General features: G+C 62.7%; 22 protein-coding genes and 1 pseudogene. 17 read left to right on the plus strand and 6 right to left on the minus strand.

Features of this window, described 5'->3' with window-relative positions:
- Positions 1-116 precede the first annotated feature (116 nt).
- Positions 117-437: a hypothetical protein gene (locus ACIPRI_RS19730; RefSeq protein ID WP_446623171.1), complete on the plus strand. Its 321-nt coding sequence runs from the start codon at positions 117-119 to the stop codon at positions 435-437.
- A 211-nt stretch (positions 438-648) separates the two neighbouring features.
- On the opposite strand, the pseudogene ACIPRI_RS19735 reads toward ACIPRI_RS19730, so the two are convergent.
- Together ACIPRI_RS19735 and ACIPRI_RS19740 are read right to left on the minus strand one after the other, a co-directional pair.
- Positions 649-864, minus strand: a pseudogene (locus tag ACIPRI_RS19735) (integrase); the annotation flags it as partial.
- Between the two features lie 363 nt (positions 865-1,227).
- Positions 1,228-1,605 carry an ArsR/SmtB family transcription factor gene (locus tag ACIPRI_RS19740; protein ID WP_446623172.1) on the minus strand — a complete coding sequence of 126 codons (378 nt, stop codon included), beginning with the start codon at positions 1,603-1,605 and terminating at the stop codon, positions 1,228-1,230.
- A gap of 183 nt (positions 1,606-1,788) precedes the next feature.
- On the opposite strand from ACIPRI_RS19740, the gene ACIPRI_RS19745 reads away from it, so the two are divergent.
- The 10 genes from ACIPRI_RS19745 (at position 1,789) to ACIPRI_RS19790 (ending at position 11,789) form a co-directional block, all read left to right on the plus strand.
- Positions 1,789-2,775, plus strand: coding sequence for a PstS family phosphate ABC transporter substrate-binding protein (locus tag ACIPRI_RS19745; RefSeq protein WP_446623173.1), 987 nt, complete (start codon positions 1,789-1,791; stop codon positions 2,773-2,775).
- A gap of 46 nt (positions 2,776-2,821) precedes the next feature.
- A complete protein-coding gene (gene pstC, locus ACIPRI_RS19750; RefSeq protein WP_446623174.1) occupies positions 2,822-3,772 on the plus strand; it encodes a phosphate ABC transporter permease subunit PstC in 951 nt (316 codons plus the stop codon).
- Complete coding sequence (gene pstA, locus ACIPRI_RS19755; RefSeq protein WP_446623175.1) at positions 3,772-4,701, plus strand: phosphate ABC transporter permease PstA; 930 nt, start codon at positions 3,772-3,774, stop codon at positions 4,699-4,701. Before pstC ends, pstA begins: the two co-directional genes overlap by 1 nt.
- Positions 4,702-4,727: 26 nt before the next feature.
- Positions 4,728-5,546 carry a phosphate ABC transporter ATP-binding protein PstB gene (gene pstB, locus ACIPRI_RS19760; protein WP_446623176.1) on the plus strand — a complete coding sequence of 273 codons (819 nt, stop codon included), beginning with the start codon at positions 4,728-4,730 and terminating at the stop codon, positions 5,544-5,546.
- A gap of 41 nt (positions 5,547-5,587) precedes the next feature.
- Positions 5,588-6,307 (plus strand): winged helix-turn-helix domain-containing protein, encoded by a 720-nt coding sequence (locus ACIPRI_RS19765; protein WP_446623333.1) that lies wholly within the window; start codon positions 5,588-5,590, stop codon positions 6,305-6,307.
- Positions 6,308-6,387: 80 nt separating this feature from the next.
- A complete protein-coding gene (locus ACIPRI_RS19770; RefSeq protein WP_446623177.1) occupies positions 6,388-8,661 on the plus strand; it encodes a PhoX family protein in 2,274 nt (757 codons plus the stop codon).
- A 164-nt stretch (positions 8,662-8,825) separates the two neighbouring features.
- Positions 8,826-9,182, plus strand: coding sequence for a winged helix-turn-helix domain-containing protein (locus ACIPRI_RS19775; RefSeq protein ID WP_446623178.1), 357 nt, complete (start codon positions 8,826-8,828; stop codon positions 9,180-9,182).
- A gap of 78 nt (positions 9,183-9,260) precedes the next feature.
- Positions 9,261-10,025, plus strand: a complete 765-nt coding sequence (modA, locus tag ACIPRI_RS19780; RefSeq protein WP_446623179.1) for a molybdate ABC transporter substrate-binding protein — start codon at positions 9,261-9,263, stop codon at positions 10,023-10,025.
- A gap of 7 nt (positions 10,026-10,032) precedes the next feature.
- The gene (gene modB, locus ACIPRI_RS19785) at positions 10,033-10,707 is read left to right on the plus strand and encodes a molybdate ABC transporter permease subunit (protein ID WP_446623180.1); all 675 of its coding nucleotides are present in this window, start codon (positions 10,033-10,035) and stop codon (positions 10,705-10,707) included.
- Entirely contained in the window at positions 10,707-11,789 is a 1,083-nt protein-coding gene (locus ACIPRI_RS19790) for an ABC transporter ATP-binding protein (RefSeq protein WP_446623181.1), read from the plus strand. Before modB ends, ACIPRI_RS19790 begins: the two co-directional genes overlap by 1 nt.
- 309 nt (positions 11,790-12,098) lie before the next feature.
- On the opposite strand, the gene pstS is transcribed toward ACIPRI_RS19790, so the two are convergent.
- The 4 genes from pstS to ACIPRI_RS19810 all read right to left on the minus strand — a co-directional run bounded on the left by pstS (position 12,099) and on the right by ACIPRI_RS19810 (position 14,505).
- Positions 12,099-13,196: a phosphate ABC transporter substrate-binding protein PstS gene (gene pstS, locus ACIPRI_RS19795; RefSeq protein ID WP_446623182.1), complete on the minus strand. Its 1,098-nt coding sequence runs from the start codon at positions 13,194-13,196 to the stop codon at positions 12,099-12,101.
- Positions 13,197-13,305: 109 nt separating this feature from the next.
- Positions 13,306-13,596 (minus strand): c-type cytochrome, encoded by a 291-nt coding sequence (locus tag ACIPRI_RS19800; protein WP_446623183.1) that lies wholly within the window; start codon positions 13,594-13,596, stop codon positions 13,306-13,308.
- A gap of 53 nt (positions 13,597-13,649) precedes the next feature.
- Complete coding sequence (arsH, locus tag ACIPRI_RS19805) at positions 13,650-14,387, minus strand: arsenical resistance protein ArsH (RefSeq protein ID WP_446623184.1); 738 nt, start codon at positions 14,385-14,387, stop codon at positions 13,650-13,652.
- Positions 14,353-14,505, minus strand: a complete 153-nt coding sequence (locus ACIPRI_RS19810; protein WP_446623185.1) for a hypothetical protein — start codon at positions 14,503-14,505, stop codon at positions 14,353-14,355. Before ACIPRI_RS19810 ends, arsH begins: the two co-directional genes overlap by 35 nt.
- A gap of 29 nt (positions 14,506-14,534) precedes the next feature.
- Here ACIPRI_RS19810 and ACIPRI_RS19815 point away from each other — a divergent pair, with 29 nt between their 5' ends.
- The 6 genes from ACIPRI_RS19815 to ACIPRI_RS19840 all read left to right on the plus strand — a co-directional run bounded on the left by ACIPRI_RS19815 (position 14,535) and on the right by ACIPRI_RS19840 (position 18,342).
- Entirely contained in the window at positions 14,535-14,858 is a 324-nt protein-coding gene (locus ACIPRI_RS19815) for an ArsR/SmtB family transcription factor (RefSeq protein WP_446623186.1), read from the plus strand.
- A 12-nt stretch (positions 14,859-14,870) separates the two neighbouring features.
- A complete protein-coding gene (locus ACIPRI_RS19820; RefSeq protein WP_446623187.1) occupies positions 14,871-15,353 on the plus strand; it encodes an ArsI/CadI family heavy metal resistance metalloenzyme in 483 nt (160 codons plus the stop codon).
- 8 nt (positions 15,354-15,361) lie between these two features.
- Entirely contained in the window at positions 15,362-15,874 is a 513-nt protein-coding gene (locus ACIPRI_RS19825) for an arsenate reductase ArsC (RefSeq protein ID WP_446623188.1), read from the plus strand.
- A complete protein-coding gene (locus ACIPRI_RS19830; RefSeq protein ID WP_446623189.1) occupies positions 15,871-16,365 on the plus strand; it encodes an arsenate reductase ArsC in 495 nt (164 codons plus the stop codon). Before ACIPRI_RS19825 ends, ACIPRI_RS19830 begins: the two co-directional genes overlap by 4 nt.
- A gap of 4 nt (positions 16,366-16,369) precedes the next feature.
- Positions 16,370-17,068, plus strand: coding sequence for an aquaporin (locus ACIPRI_RS19835; RefSeq protein WP_446623190.1), 699 nt, complete (start codon positions 16,370-16,372; stop codon positions 17,066-17,068).
- Between the two features lie 71 nt (positions 17,069-17,139).
- Complete coding sequence (locus ACIPRI_RS19840; protein ID WP_446623191.1) at positions 17,140-18,342, plus strand: MFS transporter; 1,203 nt, start codon at positions 17,140-17,142, stop codon at positions 18,340-18,342.
- Positions 18,343-18,713: the final 371 nt, after the last annotated feature.

The raw sequence follows: 18,713 nt of genomic DNA on the forward strand, positions 1-18,713 counted from the left end.
CGAGACGTTTGCTCAATGCAATGGGCCTGCCGGCTTGATAGTTTCCAGATGAGCGTTTACACAGGTCGCGACCGGGCGCTCGCCCTTATGCGTTACAAACGACGCACGGAGCACTTATGAAGAAACCATTGATCCCCCTCTTGGCAGCAGCCTTCCTCTTTACCCCCTTGGTCGCCGCGGCCGACCCGTACAAAGACGAAAGTGGCCACGGGAAGCGCAAGCACGGCCATCGCGAATACAAGGAGGAGTATTGGGACGGCAACTGCAAGGTTGAGCGCAAATGGGAAAAGGGCGGTGAATACAAAGAGGAGCGCAAGTGCAAGGGCGGCCATGCACACTACGGGCCGGCTCCCGCGTATGTGCCTGCTCCTGTCTACGTACCCGCGCCGGCGGTCGAGCCTGGCGTTGTCATTCACGGCACCATTCGCGTGAAATAGTGTTGATGTGGAGGTTCCTGCTTCTGGTCAGCCGCCTACGGAAGTCCAATCGTGACCTCCATGAAAAGACGCGATCCAGGCGAGTGAAGCGGTGGCCAGTGTGAAACAACAGAGCTACAGCGCCTCTTGACGCAGGCTACTGACCCAAGGCCGAGCGTGACGCTGCTCACGACTCTCGAAGCGATCCGTGAACCGACGGATCGTGGGCCGCTGCCACCTGGTCTCCGTGACAGATGTCGCGAACCTTGAGACTGACGAGGTCGCAGCCACGCAATTTGCTGTCGATCCCAAGATTGAAGAGGGCAAGTTCGCGCACCCTGCTTTCCATTTGAAGACGCACCCGAAGTGCCCAGATGTCCTTGACCTTGAACGGGCCGACGATCTTGCCCTTGTTCCACGGCACATGAGCGTTGACATTGGATCCCATGATGGACTCCCATCAAGTTGAGGGTCATCAAGGATCCGCCTTGGGAAGAGCGCTGCACTTCCCTTGGCACGCTGGTGGGCCTGAGATGCGCCCCCCGAAAGTCAGCTGCCTGGAGCAGTGGGCAATTCACAGTCGCGGCCAGGAGCCGAAGTTCATGAAGGTCGGCTTTCGAGCATTCCAATATGGCGGCGCTACATGCTGGGTGGCGACCCCTTTAGGACATCGCAACCCGAGGGGGCACCGCAGTGCAGCACTTGCGGGGGCTCTTGGCGTTGCCAGAGGTGAAGCCGTTCCTGCCAGGCTCATTCATCGTCAAGTCGAGCGGCGGCCCTTGTGTGCGCCTCAGGGGGGCGCCATTCTTCGCTATACCCGGGCAGCCGACCGCTTCCTTGCAGGAACGCGCCGCTGCATCTTCTCTTCAACGCAGGCGGGCAGGTCCAATCCGCAGTCAATTCCTGAGTCTTCGCAGCAGTGCTCGGCCAGGAAGGCGAGCAACTCGTTCATCTGCGAGAACCTGGCTCGGTAATAGACGAACTTGCCTTCCTGCGTGCCCTGAATCAACCCGGCATGCGTCAGCTCCTTCATGTGGAAGGACAAGGTCGCCGCCGGGAGTTCAAGCTTCTCTGCAATCTTCCCCACCGACATGCCCTTGCTGCCCGCAACGACAAGCAGCCGAAAGATGGCGAGGCGAGAGGCCTGTGCCAGGGCGGCCAGAGCGACAACAGCGGTCTCTGAATTCATTGACGGGGGTACAGGGCGAGCGGGCTTTCCCATAGGGGGTAGGGTTTTCGTGAGTATCTCGCCAGCATATTTCATTCAGGTGTCATGGGTGTCATCGACCTGTCACATGGCCGGCAAATGATTCGCAAGTTCTAGATTTCTGGAAATCTAGACGCTAAGGATCAACCATCTATGGAGCTGCCCATGCGAATTCAACTTTCCGCCCTTGCCGTGCTGGCGTCCGTCGTGGCAAGCGGCGCTCACGCACAGTCCGTTGTCAAGATCGATGGTTCGAGCACGGTCTACCCTGTGACCGAAGCGGTCGCCGAAGAGTTCCAGAAGGAGCAAAAAGGCGCCGTGAAGGTCACGGTGGGCATCTCCGGCACCGGCGGCGGCTTCAAGAAGTTCTGCCGCGGCGAGACCGACATCTCCAACGCGTCCCGCCCGATCCTGAAGCAGGAGATGGAGGAGTGCACGAAGACCGGCGTGAAGTACTACGAGCTGCCGATTGCGTTCGATGCGCTGACGGTCGTGATCAATCCGAAGAACACCTTCATCAAGCAGCTGACGGTCGCCCAGCTCAAGACCATCTGGTCGCCCGAGTCGCAAGGCAAGGTCACCAGCTGGAAGCAGGTCGATCCCTCGTTCCCGGATGCGCCGCTCAAGCTGTTCGGCGCGGGCTCCGACTCGGGAACCTTCGATTACTTCACCGAAGCCATCGTGGGCAAGGCCAAATCATCGCGTGGCGACTACACCGCATCCGAGGATGACAACGTGCTGGTGCAGGGCGTGAGCCGCGACGTGAATGCGATCGGCTATTTCGGCTACGCGTACTACGCAGAAAACAAGGGCAAGCTGACAGCCGTTCCCGTCGTCAACAAGGACGGCAAGGCGGTTGAGCCAAGCGAAAAGGCGGTCATCGAAGGCACCTACAACCCGCTCTCGCGGCCCATCTTCATCTACGTGAGCGAGAAGGCGCTGGCGAAGCCGGAAGTCCAGAAGTTTGTCGACTACTATCTGAAGCACGCAGCCAAGCTCGCCTCCGAAGTCAAGTACGTGCCCCTGCCAGCCAAGGCCTACACGACCGCTGCAGAGCATCTCAAGAACAAGAAGATGGGCACGGTCTTTGGCGGGGTCTCCGAAGTCGGATCGACGATCGAAGACCTGATGAAGCGGGAAGCCAAGCTGTAAGGGTTTCACGGCGGGAGGGGCATCGCTTCTCCCGCTCAGTGCCGTCATGAGCGCCATCCCCTCGCCGCACGCCGCCGCCGGCTACGACAACACCATCAGCGACAGGCTGGCCAAGAAAAAGCTGCGCAACCTTGGCGAGCTCGCCATCGAAGCGCTGCTCTTCTGCGCGGCGCTCGTCTCGGTCGTCACCACCGTCGGCATCGTGTGGGTCCTGATCAGTGAATCGGTGCAGTTCTTTGCCCACGTGTCGCTGCGGGACTTTCTCACGGATCCGATGTGGACGCCGCTCTTTGAGCAGGCCCATTACGGCATCCTGCCCCTTCTGTCAGGGACGTTGACGACGTCCCTGGTTGCGCTCGCGGTCGCCGTTCCTCTCGGCACCGTGATTGCCATCTATCTGTCGGAGTTCGCGAAGCCAGCGGTTCGCGAAGTGGTCAAGCCGTTCCTGGAGCTGCTCGGCGGCATACCCACGATCGTCTACGGCTACTTCGCCCTGGTGGTGATGACACCGCTCCTGCAGCTGATCCTGCCGAGCCTGCCGGGCTTCAACATGTTGTCGGCGGGCATCGTGATGGGCATCGCCATCATTCCGTACGTGAGTTCTCTGGCGGAGGATGCGATGCGTGCGGTGCCCATGAGCATGCGCGAAGGCTCCTTCGCGATGGGCGGTACGCGCTTTCAGACGGCGGTGCGGGTCGTGGTTCCGGGGGCGCTGTCGGGCATCCTGTCTGCCTACATCCTCGGCATCTCCCGCGCGGTGGGTGAGACCATGATCGTCGCAGTGGCTGCAGGCATGCAGCCCAACGTCACCTTCAACCCGATGGAGCCGGCGCAGACCATTTCCGCCTACATCGTCCAGGTCGCCTTGGGTGATCTGCCCCATGGATCGATCGGGTACCAATCGATCTTTGCCGCCGGTCTGTCACTGATGCTGATGACGCTGCTGTTCAACATTCTTGGGCACGTGCTGCGGCGTCGCTACCGGGAGGCCTACTGATGAGCACGCAATCCCCGACGACGAACGAGCTGCGGCATCTCATCCAGAAGAACAAGCGAGCGGACCTCGTGTTCTCCCTCATCGGTCTTTTCGCGCTCATGATCGGCATGCTGACCTTCGCCGCCCTGTTTGCCCAGATGGCGATCGCGGGCTGGGAGCGCTTGAACCCCGAGTTCTTCACGAACTTTCCGTCGCGCCGCGCCGGATCTGCGGGCATTCTCTCCGCATGGGTGGGATCCACGCTCGTCATGCTCGTTACCGCGACGGCGGCAGTACCTCTCGGGGTTGCTGCCGGCATCTATCTGGAAGAGTACGCCACAAGGAACTGGGTCACGGACATCATCGAGATCAACGTCACCAATCTGGCCGGCGTGCCCTCCATCGTCTATGGCCTGCTGGCGCTGAGTGTGTTCGTCTACGGCTTCGGATTGGGTCAGAGCATCGCTTCGGCGGGCCTGACGCTGGCGCTCCTGATCCTGCCCATCATCATTGTCGCGACACGCGAGGCGATCCGTAGCATTCCGCAGCACGTTCGCGAAGCCGCGTACGGCTTGGGCGCGACACGGTGGCAGGTGACGCGCGACCACATCGTTCCGTACTCCACACCGGGAATTCTCACGGGAATCATCATCGGCATGTCGCGTGCGATCGGCGAAACCGCCCCCATCATCACCATCGGTGCGCTGACCTTCATCGCATTCCTGCCGCCGTCGCCTGTCGGGCCGGAGTTCCCATGGTTGAGTTTCGAGTGGCTGAAATCAGGCTTCACCGTCATGCCGATCCAGATGTTCAACTGGACATCGCGGCCTGAGGAGGCGTTTCAGATCAATGCGGCTGCCGCCGGCTTCATCCTGGTGCTGATGACGCTGTCCATGAACGGCCTGGCCATCTGGATTCGATTTCGCCTCCGCAAGAACATCAACTGGTGACCGTCACCTTGAAGCCGCCCATGTTCATGACCCCCACCACCACGATCTCTCACAGCGCGTTTGCGAAGAAGGTGCTCGAGCCTTCCTCTAAGAAGGCGGAGGCTGAAGCCCTCAGCTTCTACTACGGCGATTTCAAGGCCATCAAGAGCGTAACCTTGCCGATTCAGGAGAAGCGTGTGACCGCGCTGATCGGCCCTTCCGGGTGCGGGAAGTCGACCCTGTTGCGGTCCTTCAACCGGATGCACGACCTCTATCCGGGAAATCGGTACGAGGGCTCGATCCGATTGTTCCCGGACAACACGAACATCCTCGATCCGCGCGTGGATCCGATCGAGGTTCGCATGCGGATCGGCATGGTCTTTCAGAAGCCAAATCCCTTTCCGAAGTCCATTTTCGAGAACGTTGCCTATGGTCCGCGGTTGCGCGGCGAGTCGCGCAGAGCTGTTCTTGAGGAGCGTGTCGAAGCGGCCCTCAAGAGCGCTGCACTTTGGAGCGAGGTCAAGGATCGTCTCGGCGAGCAGGCATTCACCTTGTCGGGCGGGCAACAGCAGCGGCTGTGCATCGCGCGCTGCCTGGCCACTGACCCGGAGATCCTGCTGTTCGACGAGCCGACCTCCGCGCTCGATCCGATCGCGACGGCAAGCATCGAGGAACTCATTAATCAGTTGCGGCAGCGCGTCACGATCCTCATCGTGACCCACAACATGCAGCAGGCGGCTCGCGTATCGGACTACACGGCGTACATGTACCTTGGCGAACTCATCGAGTATGGAGAGACCGCAGACCTGTTCCACAAACCTCAGCGCGCGGAAACCGAGGACTACATAACCGGCAGGTTCGGTTAGTAGAACGGCCGCGCGCAGCAGACTGAGCGCCTCGTTCAATGATGCCCTATCGCCTTCCCAGGACTGCACTCGTCGTCTCAGACGACGATGACATTCGGCCGCGACTCGAATCGGCATGCGCGTCCGCGAGGTTCTCGGTCACGATCACGTGTCGCGCCGACGAGATGAAGAAGCTTCTGGCTGAAGAACTCCCGCAACTTCTTTTGCTTGACTGGGCCGTCGCGGGGCACGACGGGGTGGCTTTGACTCGCGAGCTGCGATGCGAATCCAAAACCGCTCGCCTACCCATTGTGATGACAAGCCCGCGCGCATTCCCCGAGGATGCGATTGCGGCACTGGAGGCCGGTGCCGACGACTACGTCGTGCGGCCGTTCTCGGAGAATGAGTTCCTCGCCCGGATCAACGCTGTCGTGCGACGCTGTGCACCGGAATTGTCCGATCAGGAAGTCACGTTCGGACCGGTCACGATTCGGCCGTCTCTGGGAGCGGTACAAGTCGTCGTGAGAAATGCGATTCAAAAGTGCGCCGTCGCGCCGACCGAGTTTCGCCTGTTGCACTTTCTCATGACGCATCCGGAGGTGGTCCACTCCCGGACTCAGCTCCGCGACAGGATCTGGCCCCGTGAGGCGTGTGTCCTGGAGCGAACTGTCGACGTCCAGGTCCGGCGCCTGCGCGACGCCCTGGCGGTCGTAGGGCTCCGCTCGATGATCGAGACGGTTAGGTTTGGCGGATACCGGCTGACCCTCGCCCGTCTGGAATGAGCTAGAGTTTGCTTGGGTCACAGAAGCGTCATGTCGGACCAATAGATTCGACGGTTCCACGAATCTAAAAGGCTCGATCCATGAAGAACCTTCCCGATCTGACCAAGATCGATTTCAACGACGAAGACTCCAACACGTCCAAGAACCCGACCTTCGATGCGGTGCTCGCAGCCCGCCTCAGCCGGCGTGGTCTCTTGCGAGGTGGTGTTGGATCTGCCGGCACCGCGCTTCTGGGCGGCCTCGCTGTAGTCGGTTGCGGAGGCGGCGGCAATGACAATGGCATCCCGGTGTCGCCTCCAGCGCCGGCACCGGCGCCGGCACCCGCACCAGTTCCAGCGCCGGAAAAACTGCTCGGCTTCGAGGCCGTTGCAAAGAGCCTGGCGGACGCAGTCGTTGTCCCGGCAGGCTATTCCTTCAGCGTGCTTTACGCGCTGGGCGATCCGCTGACCGCCGGCACGCCTGCATACAAGAACGACGGCACCGACACGGCGTTCGAGAACAGAGCTGGCGATCACCACGACGGCATGGAGTGGTTCGGTCTGGATGCGAGTGGCAAGGCATCGCTCACCTCGGTCGACCGTGGCCTTCTCGCGGTCAACCACGAAGCCACGACAGACGAAAAGCTCAGCTCATTCTTCCTGCATGCCGCTGGAGGTACGACAACGCTGCCGCGTCCGGCATCCGAAGTCGACAAGGAGATCGCGATCCACGGCATCTCGGTTGTCGAGGTCAAGAAGACGGCCGATAAGTGGGCCACCGTTCAGGATTCCGCTTTCAACTTCCGGTTGACGGCGCTGAGCGACATCGAGATCGCGGGTCCGGCTCGCGGCAACGCACTGTTGGTCACGAAGTACTCGCCCTCCGGGTTGAAGACCCGCGGTACGCTGAACAACTGCGGTACCGGCAAAACGCCATGGGGCACATTCCTCACCGGCGAAGAGAACTGGTTCGGCTACTTCACCCGCAGCGCGACCGACGATACGGCGCGCGGCAATGACAAGACCGTGACGGCCCTGAAGCGCTATGGCAGCGCGCAAGGCGGTGCCTCGCGCCACGGCTGGGAATCCGCAGGTCCGGATGACCGGTACGCGCGCTGGATCATCAGCAAGACCGGCGCTTCTGCAGACGGCAGCGATGACTACCGCAATGAGCTCAACGGCATGGGCTACATCGTTGAGATCGATCCGTTGGACAAAGCGAAGTCAGCCAAGAAGCGCACCGCTCTCGGTCGCTTCGCGCACGAGAGCGCAGCATTCGGCAAGCCAGTCGTGGGCCAGCCGCTGGTGGTCTACATGGGCGACGACGCGCGCAACGAATACACCTACAAGTTTGTGTCGACCGCGTTGTGGAGCGCCGCTGACGCCAATCCCGCAGACCGCCTCGCGACCGGCGACAAGTACCTGAACGATGGCAAGCTATACGTCGCCAAGTTCAACGCCAACGGCACCGGCGAGTGGCTCGAACTGTCCTTCACGAATCCCGTGATTGCCGGCTACGCAGGCTATGCGTTCGCCGACCAGGCCGACGTTTGCGTGAATGCCCGCCTTGCAGCCGACGCGGTTGGCGCGACCAAGATGGACCGCCCTGAATGGGGTGGCGTGAATCCGGCGAATGGCGAGATCTACCAGACACTCACCAACAACAGCAATCGCCGTGTTGACCCGACGGGTTCTTCACAACTTGCTCCCGACAGCGCAAATCCGCGTGTTTACACGGATATGAAAGGTGCGACGGCGCAGCAGGGAAATCCGAACGGTCATCTGCTGCGCATGCGGGAGGGTTCGGCAGGCGGCGCTGCGACCAGCTTCACATGGGACGTCTACCTATTCGGAGCCGAGGCCGGCGCGGACAAGGCCATGATCAACATCTCGAGCCTCACGGCAGACCAAGACTTCTCGAGCCCGGATGGCCTGGTGTTCAGTCCATCCACAGGTATCTGCTGGATTCAAACGGACGACGGTGCGTACACGGACGTCACCAACTGCATGATGCTCGCCGCGTTGCCGGGGCAGGTGGGCGACGGTGCTGCCAAGACGCTCAGTTACACCAGGGCTGACAGCAGCAAGCTGGACGTCACGACGCCGGTCGGCAAAGCGCCCACGGCTGATACGCTGAAGCGCTTCCTCGTGGGACCTGTGGGTTGCGAGATCACCGGGATGTGCGAAACGCCGGATGGCAAGGCAATCTTCGTCAACATTCAGCATCCGGGCGAGAGCACCAAGCAGGCCAACCTTGCGGATCCGACCCTGTACACCAGCCGCTGGCCAAGCAATGCCGGCTATGGAGCGGGGTCCCGTCCTCGCTCGGCAACCATCGTGATCACCAAGAACGACGGCGGTCGCGTCGGCAGCTGACGACGCTCTGCGGATTCACCTCCGTAGACAAAAAAACGCCCGTCGCCTGACGGGCGTTTCCATTTTGGGCCGATCGCCACGATGCTCGCTGCGAGCTGCTCAAAATGCGGCGCAGGACGGCGCCGCACAATCCACAGCCATGGACGTTCCGATCATCACCTCATATGCCCAAGAGACGCGTCGAGCCCCAACCCAACTTTCGTCTCCAGCTCAAGCATGGCGTGGCCATGGGGCCGGGGAAGGCGGAACTGCTTGAGCACATCGCCGAACTCGGGTCCATCACCCGAGCCGGCAAGGCCATGGCGATGAGCTACCGCACGGCTTGGCAACTGGTGAACACCATGAACGAACACTTCATCGGACCGCTGGTCGTGAGCACGAAGGGCGGCGCAAGCGGCGGTGGTGCCCAGCTCACGCCCCTAGGCGAAGACGTATTGCGTCGCTACCGCACGATGGAGCAGCGCGCCCTCAAGGCAATCGCCAAGGACATCGCCCACCTCGAGTCCCTGATTCGCACGTGACGGGTGGGGCGTCGGCCTGCAGCGTTTCGATATGGTTAAATTAACATATCGCAATCCGAACCCTCCCGGAGGAAGCTCGTGTGGAAGCAATTGCTCGCGGCACTGTGTCTTACTGTCACGGGATGGGCGCATGGACAGGAAGGGCCGACGGTAGCCGCAGCGTCGGACCTCAAGTTTGCCCTCGACGAAGTGCTCGCGCAGTACCAGGCGCAGAGCGGCAAGCGGGTGCGCGTGACCTACGGATCCTCCGGCAATTTCTTCACTCAGATCGGCCAGGGCGCGCCATTCGAAATTTTCCTGTCGGCTGACGAAGGCTTCGTGTACCAGCTCGCCGACAAGGGCCTGACGCAGGACCGCGGTGCACTCTATGCCACCGGCCGCATCGTCTTATTCGCTCCCAACGGCTCGCTCTTGGTGCCGGACTCCGACTTGGCCGATCTGGGGCGCTCGCTCAAGGACGGACGGCTGCTGAAGTTTGCGATCGCCAACCCGGAGCATGCGCCCTATGGCCGGGCCGCCAAGGAGGCCTTGACGTCCAAGGGCCTGTGGAGCGCGATCGAGCCGAAGCTGGTGCTGGGCGAGAACGTCTCGCAGGCGGCGCAGTTCGCTGTGTCGGGCTCGACGCAAGGCGGGATCTTCGCGTACTCGCTGGCCTTGTCGCCGAACTTCGCAGGGGCCGGCAAGTTTGTGCTGATCCCGGAGTCCCTGCACCAGCCGCTGCGCCAGCGGATGGTGCTCACCAAGAAGGCCGGCGCGCCGGCGCAGGCGCTCTATGCCTACCTGCAGCAGCCGGCCGCTCGCACGGTTCTGAAGAAGTACGGCTTCGTGCTGCCGGGGGAGTAGGAACCGGATGGACTGGGAGTCGCTCCAAATCTCGGCCGTGCTCGCGCTGGCCACCGCGGTGTTGCTGCTGCCCCTGGGAATTCTCCTTGCCCGATGGTTGGCCTACAGCCGGCGGCCCTGGCGGCCGGTCGTGGAGGCCTCACTGGCGCTGCCCTTGATCTTGCCGCCCACGGTGCTGGGCTTCTACCTGCTGACAGCGATGGGTTCGGCCTCGCCGGTCGGCGCCTTCTACCAGCGTCTGGTCGGGCATCCGCTGGCCTTCTCCTTCACCGGGTTGCTGGTGGCCAGCTTGGTGTTCAACGTCCCCTTCGCGACGATGCCGATGCAGCGGGCTTTCGCGGCCATTCCGACCGACGTGCTGGATGCTGCGAAGACCTGCGGCCTCCCGCGCTGGCGCACGCTGTGGCGCATCGAGCTGCCGTTGGCGTGGCCGGGCATTCTCACTGGCCTGATCATGACGGCCGCTCACACCTTGGGAGAGTTCGGCGTGGTGCTGATGGTCGGCGGCAGCATCCCCGGCGAGACGAAAACCATCGCGATCGCGATCTACGATCGCGTGCAAGCCTTCGACATGCGAAGCGCCGGCCTCATGTCCGCGATGCTGCTGGGCTTGTCGCTCATTACCTTGCTCGCCAGTACCTGGCTCGGAGGCCGCCAATCTGGCGGTCGCGGGGTGCTTTGATGCTGGACGCGCAGCTACGCCAGGACGGCCCCATTCCTCTGGATGCGCGGATTCAATGCGCCGCTGGCGAATTGGTGGCCCTTGTCGGGCCCTCTGGTGCTGGGAAGTCCACGATTCTGCGCGCGATGGCCGGGCTGACGCGTGTGCGTCACGGCAAGGTCCTGGTCGCCGGCGAATGCTGGCAGGACAGCGATCGCGGCATCTGGCTTGATGCGCGGCAGCGCCGCTTGGGCATTGTGTTCCAGAGCTATGCGCTTTTTCCGCATCTATCGGTGCTGGACAACGTTGCTGAGGCCGTTCATGAGCTACCCCGAACTGAGCGGCGCAACCGGGCCACGCAGACCTTGGCACGGGTGCATCTGGCCGGGCTCGAGCGCCGGCGGCCGGCGCAACTGTCGGGCGGCCAGCAGCAGCGCGTGTCGCTTGCTCGAGCCTTGGTGCGAGAGCCGAAGGTGCTGCTGCTCGATGAGCCCTTCGCCTCTGTGGACCAAGCGACGCGGGAGCGGCTTTACGAGGAGCTCGCTGAACTGCGCAGCGGCCTCAATATTCCGGTCGTTCTCGTGACTCATTCGATGATCGAAGCCCAGCTGCTGGCCGACCGCATGGTGGTACTTCGGCGCGGCAAGACCTTGCAAGATGGTCCGCCCAACGACGTGCTGAGCCGCCCGAACAGCGAGGATGTCGCGCGCCTCGTGGGTTTCGGCAACCTATTCGAAACCAAGGTTCTCGGCACCGATGCAGCCCGAGGGATTGCATGGGTCGCTTGGGGCGACGGCGCACGCGTGGCTCTCGACATTTCGCGACAGGTCTGCGCAGGCGAAGCACTGCGCTGGGGCATCGCCGCAGGGGACGTTGTGATTTTGAAGGCAGGTCGAGCACCTGGCGAAGCGTCACAGACGGTGTCCACGATCCTGGAAAAAGCGACCGCACTGGGCGATAGTGTGCATCTCACGCTGCGAAGCCTCGACAGTTCGCTGCGCCTGCGAGCCGTTGTGACCAAGCGGTTCTTCGAGCGCGCAGAGACATTGACTGGCCAGACGGTCCAAGTTGAGCTTCCACAGGATCGCGTGCTGACATTCTGAATGGTCGGTTTCATACCAAGCGAATGTCTGCTTGAAGTTACCGCGATCTGCATGCCCAACTTTCTTCGTTGGACCAAACTGGCTGTCGCGGCTCCACCGCCAGCAGATCGTGACGCCATGGGCTTCGCCGCATTTCGCCCGTGGCCGATCAGCTCCGATTCATTCTCCGTCACCGTCGAAGAGCCGAGGGCTCGTACCTTCCATTGGACGCCAGCGCATCGACCTTGCTCGAAAGCGCCGAAAGACCGTTCAGTATCGCCAGCCGAACCGGGCGGCTTTGGGTCGCAAGTCGTCGCTCACTCGTGCGTATTACGGCATGTTCGCCTGTTTGATGTTCTTCGCCCAGTACGCTTCGATCTGCTGCACCAGCGGCGCTGGCAGCGGGACGTAGTCGAGCTTCTGCGCATCCGCCTGTCCGTTCTCGAGTGCCCACTTGAAAAAGCTCAGGGCTTCCTTGCTCGCCGCTGCGTTCTTCGGCTCCTTGGGCACGAGGACGAAGGTCGACGCGGCAATGGGCCACGAGTTCTTTCCGGGGGCGTCGGTGATGACCTCGTAGAAATCATCGGCCTTCCATTCGGCGCTAGCCGCTGCGGCCTGAAAGGATGAGGCGTTGGGCTCCACAAAGGCACCCGCTTTGTTCCTTACCTGGGCGTACTTCATCTTGTTTTTCATTGCGTAGGACATCTCGACGTAGCCGATCGCGCCCTTCACGTAGTTCACCCTGGCCGCAACCCCTTCATTGCCTTGCCCTCCGACTCCCAAGGGCCACTTGACCATGGTGCCTTCGCCAACCTTCGCCTTCCATTCCTCGCTGGACTTCGACAGGTAGTTGACCCAGTTGAAGGTGGTGCCGGAGCCATCCGCCCGATGAACGACGGTGATGCTCTGGTCAGGCAGGGAGATTCCAGGATTGAGTTCGGCGATCGCCGCGTCATTCCACTTGGTAATCTTGCCAAGGTAGATATCAGCGAGCAGAGCGCCTGTGAACTTCATCTCGCCCACCCGCGCGGCATCGATGTTCACAACCGGAACGACGCCGCCGACCACCAGCGGAAACTGCGCCAGCCCGCTTTGCTTCAACTCGTCCGGGGACAGCGGCTTGTCAGTCGCCCCGAACGTCACCATGCCCGACTTGATCTGTGTGATTCCCCCGCCAGAACCGATCGCCTGGTAGTTCACCTTGGCGCCCGTCTTGCTGTGGTAGGCCGCAGCCCACTTGGACAGGATCGGGTAAACGAAGGTGGAGCCGGAGCCCGTGATGTCGGTAGCGTGCGCGGTCAACGCGGACAGTGCGAATGCCGCAGCCACGGCTCGCAGTAGCCCGCCTCGAGCGATGGTGAGAACTCGTCCACGCACCAGCAGAGCGGTGCGGCAGTCAGCCAGGTGTTTTCCGGACCGTTGCAGCATGGCGGCACTCCTTCATTTCTATATCGCCGGAAATATAGAGGCAGAGTGTGGGCACGCTAGATGACAGGTGTGTGACGAATACCAGGCGCACGAACCCGCGCGCGATACGCTATTTCATCTTCAGAATCCAGCCAACGAGTGCCTTCACGTCACCGTCAGGAACTTGAGCATTCGACGGCATTGGGACTGAACCCCATACGCCTGCTTCGCCTGCCTTCACCTTTACCGCAAGCTTGTCGACAGCTTTGGCATCGCCAGCGTACTTGGCTGCAATGGTCTTGAACGCGGGGCCGACCATCTTTTGCTCTTTGGCGTGGCATGCAACGCAGCTGTGCTTTGCAGCGAGCGCGTCGTTGGCATGCGCCCATGGGCGAGGCACCCGTTTGTCATTGCGAGGCATACGCGGGAAATCGGGTCGAGGGGAGCCTCGACTGCTGTTGCACGGCGCTCGGTTCAGATCGAGCGTTGATTCACGCGTTTCGACAGTTGCTCGGCGCTTTCCTTGCGTTCGCTATAGCGGTCGACCAGGTATGGGGCGACGTCGCGCGTCAGCAGCGTGAACTTGAAGAGTTCTTCCATCACGTCGACTACGCGCTCGTAGTACGACGAAGGTTTCATTCGTCCTGCCTCGTCGAACTCAAGGAAGGCCTTGGCCACCGAAGACTGGTTCGGGATGGTGAGCATCCGCATCCAGCGGCCCAGCACGCGCAGTTGGTTGACCGCGTTGAAGGACTGGGAGCCGCCCGACACTTGCATCAGCGCCAAGGTCTTCCCCTGCGTCGGCCGTACCGCGCCGAGGGCCAGCGGAATCCAGTCGATCTGGGCCTTCATGATCCCTGCCATCGATCCGTGTCGCTCGGGTGAGCACCAGACCATGCCTTCCGCCCATTGCGCGAGCTCGCGCAGTTCGCGCACCTTGGGGTGATCGTCGGGCGCACTGTCCGGCAGCGGAAGACCCATCGGGTTGAATATGCGGACCTCGCCGCCCATCGTTTCGAGCAGGCGACCAGCCTCTTCTGTCAGCAGTCGGCTGTACGAGCGCTCGCGCAGCGATCCGTACAGCATCAAAAAGCGAGGGGCGTGTTGTGACGGCGTCCGACTGACCAGACGATCCAGCGAGGGCCGATCGAACAGCTCGGAATCGATGTTGGGCAGGTTAAGCGTCGTGACGGACATGTCGGCCCTCCGCATCGATGATGGCTTCTCCGCCTTCCTTGAGCTCAGATGGCCGGCACAGCTTGGCGTCCACCGGCGGGGCGACGCCATCGGCGTTGTGAAGGATGGTGATTTCGCAGGTCTCAGATTGCATGTATACCATTATGCAAGTATTATTGAACTATGGAAGAAATGGATGTTGTTCGGTCGCTGGCCGCCTTGGCGCAGCCGGTGCGCTTGCAGGTTTTTCGCGCACTCGTCGTCGCTGGGCATGGCGGTTTAACCCCGGGCTCGCTCGTCGAAAGCCTAAACGTCCCAGCGACGAGCCTGTCCTTTCACCTCAAGGAGCTTGTGCACTCTGGTCTGGTGTCCCAGGAGCGCGACGGGCGCCACCTTATCTATAGGGCGACCTTCGATCGGATGGACGCCCTGATCGGCTACCTGACCGAGAACTGCTGCCAGGGCCAGGCCTGCATTGTCGAATCTGCTACCGCTTGTTCATGCTGAAGGAGAGTTCCCATGAAGCGTTTCCATGTTCACCTGCACGTCGATGACCTCGCAAAGAGCATCGGCTTCTACTCCAAGCTATTTGCCGCCGAGCCCGCTCGCGTCGAGCAGGACTATGCGAAATGGATGCTCGACGATCCGCGCGTCAATTTCGCGATCTCCACGCGAGGTGACGGCAAAGGTGTAGATCACCTCGGTATCCAGGCTGCGGACGAAGCCGAGTTGGCGGAGTTGAAAACGCGCGCCCAAGCGGCGGACCAGACGCTCGTCGACGAAGGTGAAACCTTGTGCTGCTATTCACGCAGCGAGAAGCACTGGGTCAGCGACCCGCAGGGCGTCGCGTGGGAGCATTACCGCACCCTTGAGAGCGCGCAGGTCTATGGCAAGTCGCGACCCGTCGGTGACGAGGCTTCTGGGGGCGCTTGCTGCGCCGCCGCTCCGGCGAAAGGCACACCGATCGCCGTACCTGCAAAAGTCGCTTCCTCCTGCTGCTGAGATCCTCCATGACTGAAAAAATCTACAACGTGCTCTTCATCTGCACCGGCAATTCGTCGCGTTCCATCATGGCCGAAGCCCTGATGAGCCATGCGGGCCATGGCCGCTTCAAGGCTTACTCTGCCGGCAGCCGACCCACCGGCAAGGTGAACCCGCTGGCGCTGCAGGCGCTCACATGGCTGCACCTGCCCACCGAGGGCTATCGCAGCAAGAGCTGGGACGAGTTCGCCCGGCCCGACTCGCCGCGGCTCGACTTCGTGCTCACCGTCTGCGACAACGCTGCCGGCGAGGTGTGCCCGGTATGGCCGGGCCAACCGATGAGCGCTCACTGGGGTGTGCCCGATCCGGCTGCGGCCGAAGGTTCGGACGAGGAGAAGCTGCGGCATTTTCATGATGCGGCGCTCACGCTCAAGCGGCGCATCGACCTGATGCTCGCGCTGCCGTTGGCGCGCCTCGATGCGATGTCGCTCCAGAACGAATTGCACGAAATCGGCAAGGCCGGAAAGACCGTCGCCCAATGACCACCAACGTGCTGATCCTCTGCACCCACAACTCGGCGCGCAGCGTGCTCGCCGAAGGCATGCTGAACCACCTGGCCGCAAAAGCCGGCAAGGACGTGCGCGCCTTCAGCGCTGGCAGTGCTCCCAGTGGCCGGCTCAATCCCTTCGCGCTGGAAGCGTTGACCAACGTCAATGTGGATGTGTCGTCCTACCGCAGCAAGAGCTGGGACGAGTTCGTCGGCGACGACAAACCGGTCATGCGCATCGTCATCACCGTGTGCGACAGCGCGGCGCAGGAGACCTGTCCCTATTGGCCTGGCAGTCCGGTGAAGGTGCATTGGGGGTATCCCGATCCTTCCAACGCGCCCGGCGGCGACGAGGGCAAGCGGGTGGCCTTCGAGCTGACACGACAGGCCATCGCCTACCGCATGACCCAGCTGCTGGCGCTGCCGTTGGACTCGATGAGCGACGCGGACCTTCAGCGAGCTCTCACAGCGATTTCGCAGAGCTGAAGGCATGGTTGATCTTCCGCGCAAGCTTCTGGCCGAGATGCTGGGGACGGCGCTCCTGCTCGCCGTCGTGATCGGCTCCGGCATCATGGCCGAGCGGCTGTCCGGCGGGAACGTTGCCGTGGCCTTGCTGGCCAATACCCTGGCCACCGTCGGCGGCCTGTACATCCTGATCGAAGTCTTCGGCCCGATCAGCGGCGCGCACTTCAATCCGGCCGTCAGTGCGGTGATGGCCATGCGCCACGAACTGCCCGCCTCGAGCCTGGTGCCCTACGTGGCAGCGCAGCTCGTCGGCGCGATGCTCGGCGCCTGGCTGGCCCACGCGATGTTCGACATGAGCATCCTGCAGTTCTCGGCCAAGTTGCGAAGCGGGACGGGGCAATGGATCGCCGAAGCCGTGGCCACTGCTGGCCTGCTGCTGGTCATCCTGCGCGCGCCGGCAGGCCGTGCGCCGGCCATGGTTGCGGCCTACATAGGCGCGGCCTACTGGTTCACCGCGTCGACCTCGTTCGCCAATCCGGCGGCGGTGTTCGGCCGCATGTTCAGCGACAGCTTTGCCGGCATCGCGCCAGCCAGCGCGCCGGGCTTCGTGCTCGCGGAGCTGTTGGGGGCGCTCATCGGCCTTGGCATTCACACGGCGCTCGAGCCGCGCTTGCACCCTGCCGGCCACCCCAACATGATCGAATCCTCGGGCCGGCAGCAGTAACAGATTCACTGACTGAGCCGGCGCCACGGTTTCGGCGGACCGGCATCAGCTTCGACACGAGCGGAGTACCGATGGTGGCTTTGCGCCAACTTTCAATAGTGCCAATCCTGGGCACGGCGCAGACGCTGGCGTGGGCTTCCTCCTACTATCTGCCGGCGATGCTCGCGGTGCCGATGGCACGCGATCTGGGCATCTCACCCTCGACGGTCTTCGCCGCGTTCTCGGTGGCGCTGATCGTCTCGGCTGCGCTCGGACCCTATGCGGGACGCGCGATCGACCGCTTCGGCGGCCGCCCGGTGTTGATCGCGAGCAATGTCGTCTTCGCTGCCGGCCTGGCTGCGCTGGGATGGGCCGATAGCACGGCCGCGCTGTTCCTGGCCTGGGCGCTCATGGGCATCGCGATGGGCAGCGGGCTCTACGAGGCCGCCTTCGCCACCGTGGTGCGCCTGCACGGCCAGCAGGCGCGCAGCGCCATCACCGGCATTACCTTGTTCGCGGGCTTCGCGAGCACGGTCGGCTGGCCGGTGTCGGCGGCGCTCGAATCGCACTTCGGCTGGCGCGGCGCCTGCATGGCCTGGGCCGCGCTGCACCTGCTGATCGGCCTGCCGCTCAACGCCTGCCTGCCCAGGCTTGCACGCGCAGCCACGGCGGATGCGGCCGCATCGGCGCAGCCAGAGACCGCGCCGCTGCTCGCGGGCGTCGAGGCTCGGCGCTCCGCTTTGCTGATGGCCTACGTATTCGCCGTCACCTGGTTCATCAGCACGGCCATGGCCGCGCACCTGCCGCGCGTGCTGCAGGCGGCCGGCGTCGGCTTCGCGCTGGCCGTGTCCTTCGCGGCGCTGGTCGGGCCGGCGCAGGTGGCGGGGCGAGTGCTGGAGTTCACGGTGCTGCAGCGCTTTCATCCGCTGCTGTCGGCGCGCCTGGCTGCCATGGCGCATCCGCTCGGCGCGGTGGCGATCGGGCTCGCGGGTGCGCCGGCTGCGGCCGCGTTCACGGTGCTGCATGGCGCGGGCAACGGCATCCTCACGATCGCGATCGGCACCTTGCCGCTGCTGTTGTTCGGGTCGCAGGGCTACGGCCGGAGGCAAGGGCTGCTTATGGTGCCCGCGCGCTTGGTGCAGGCGGGGGCGCCCTTTCTCTTCGGTTTGGGCCTGGACCGCTGGGGCGCGCAATCCCTGTGGATTTCCTCCCTGCTGGGCGTGACGGCGCTCGGCGCGTTGATGTGCATTTCAGTACCGAGCGGTCTATCCAAACGGCTCTCCACGGAGTCGTAGCGAAATAGCTGGTCCTGACCGTCTCCGCTTCACTTGCGGCGCGCACGGCGCTCGGCCTGTGCTCAACGTCGCCCGTGCTTGTCGTCGTGACGCGGCTGCGCTGGCAAATTGGTCGGCGCGTGCTCGCTGTAGACGACGACGCTTCTCGTGCAGCGTTTCAGGCAGCCCACCCCATTTCAATGAATGCTTTTCGCCAGTCAATGTCGATTGCCGACCGACTGTAGTGGGCGATGTCGATGTTGAGCGTCAACACCGTGAGGGCTGTGCCTCGGGAGGGCTCAACGGGATTGCGGGCCGTCCTCATCGCTCCAAGTCTAGAAGCGCGAATCGCGGTTGTCGAAGATGGCGTAGCAGCGATCAAGGTTGGCGCT

It is taken from the genome of Variovorax sp. LARHSF232 (assembly GCF_052871435.1).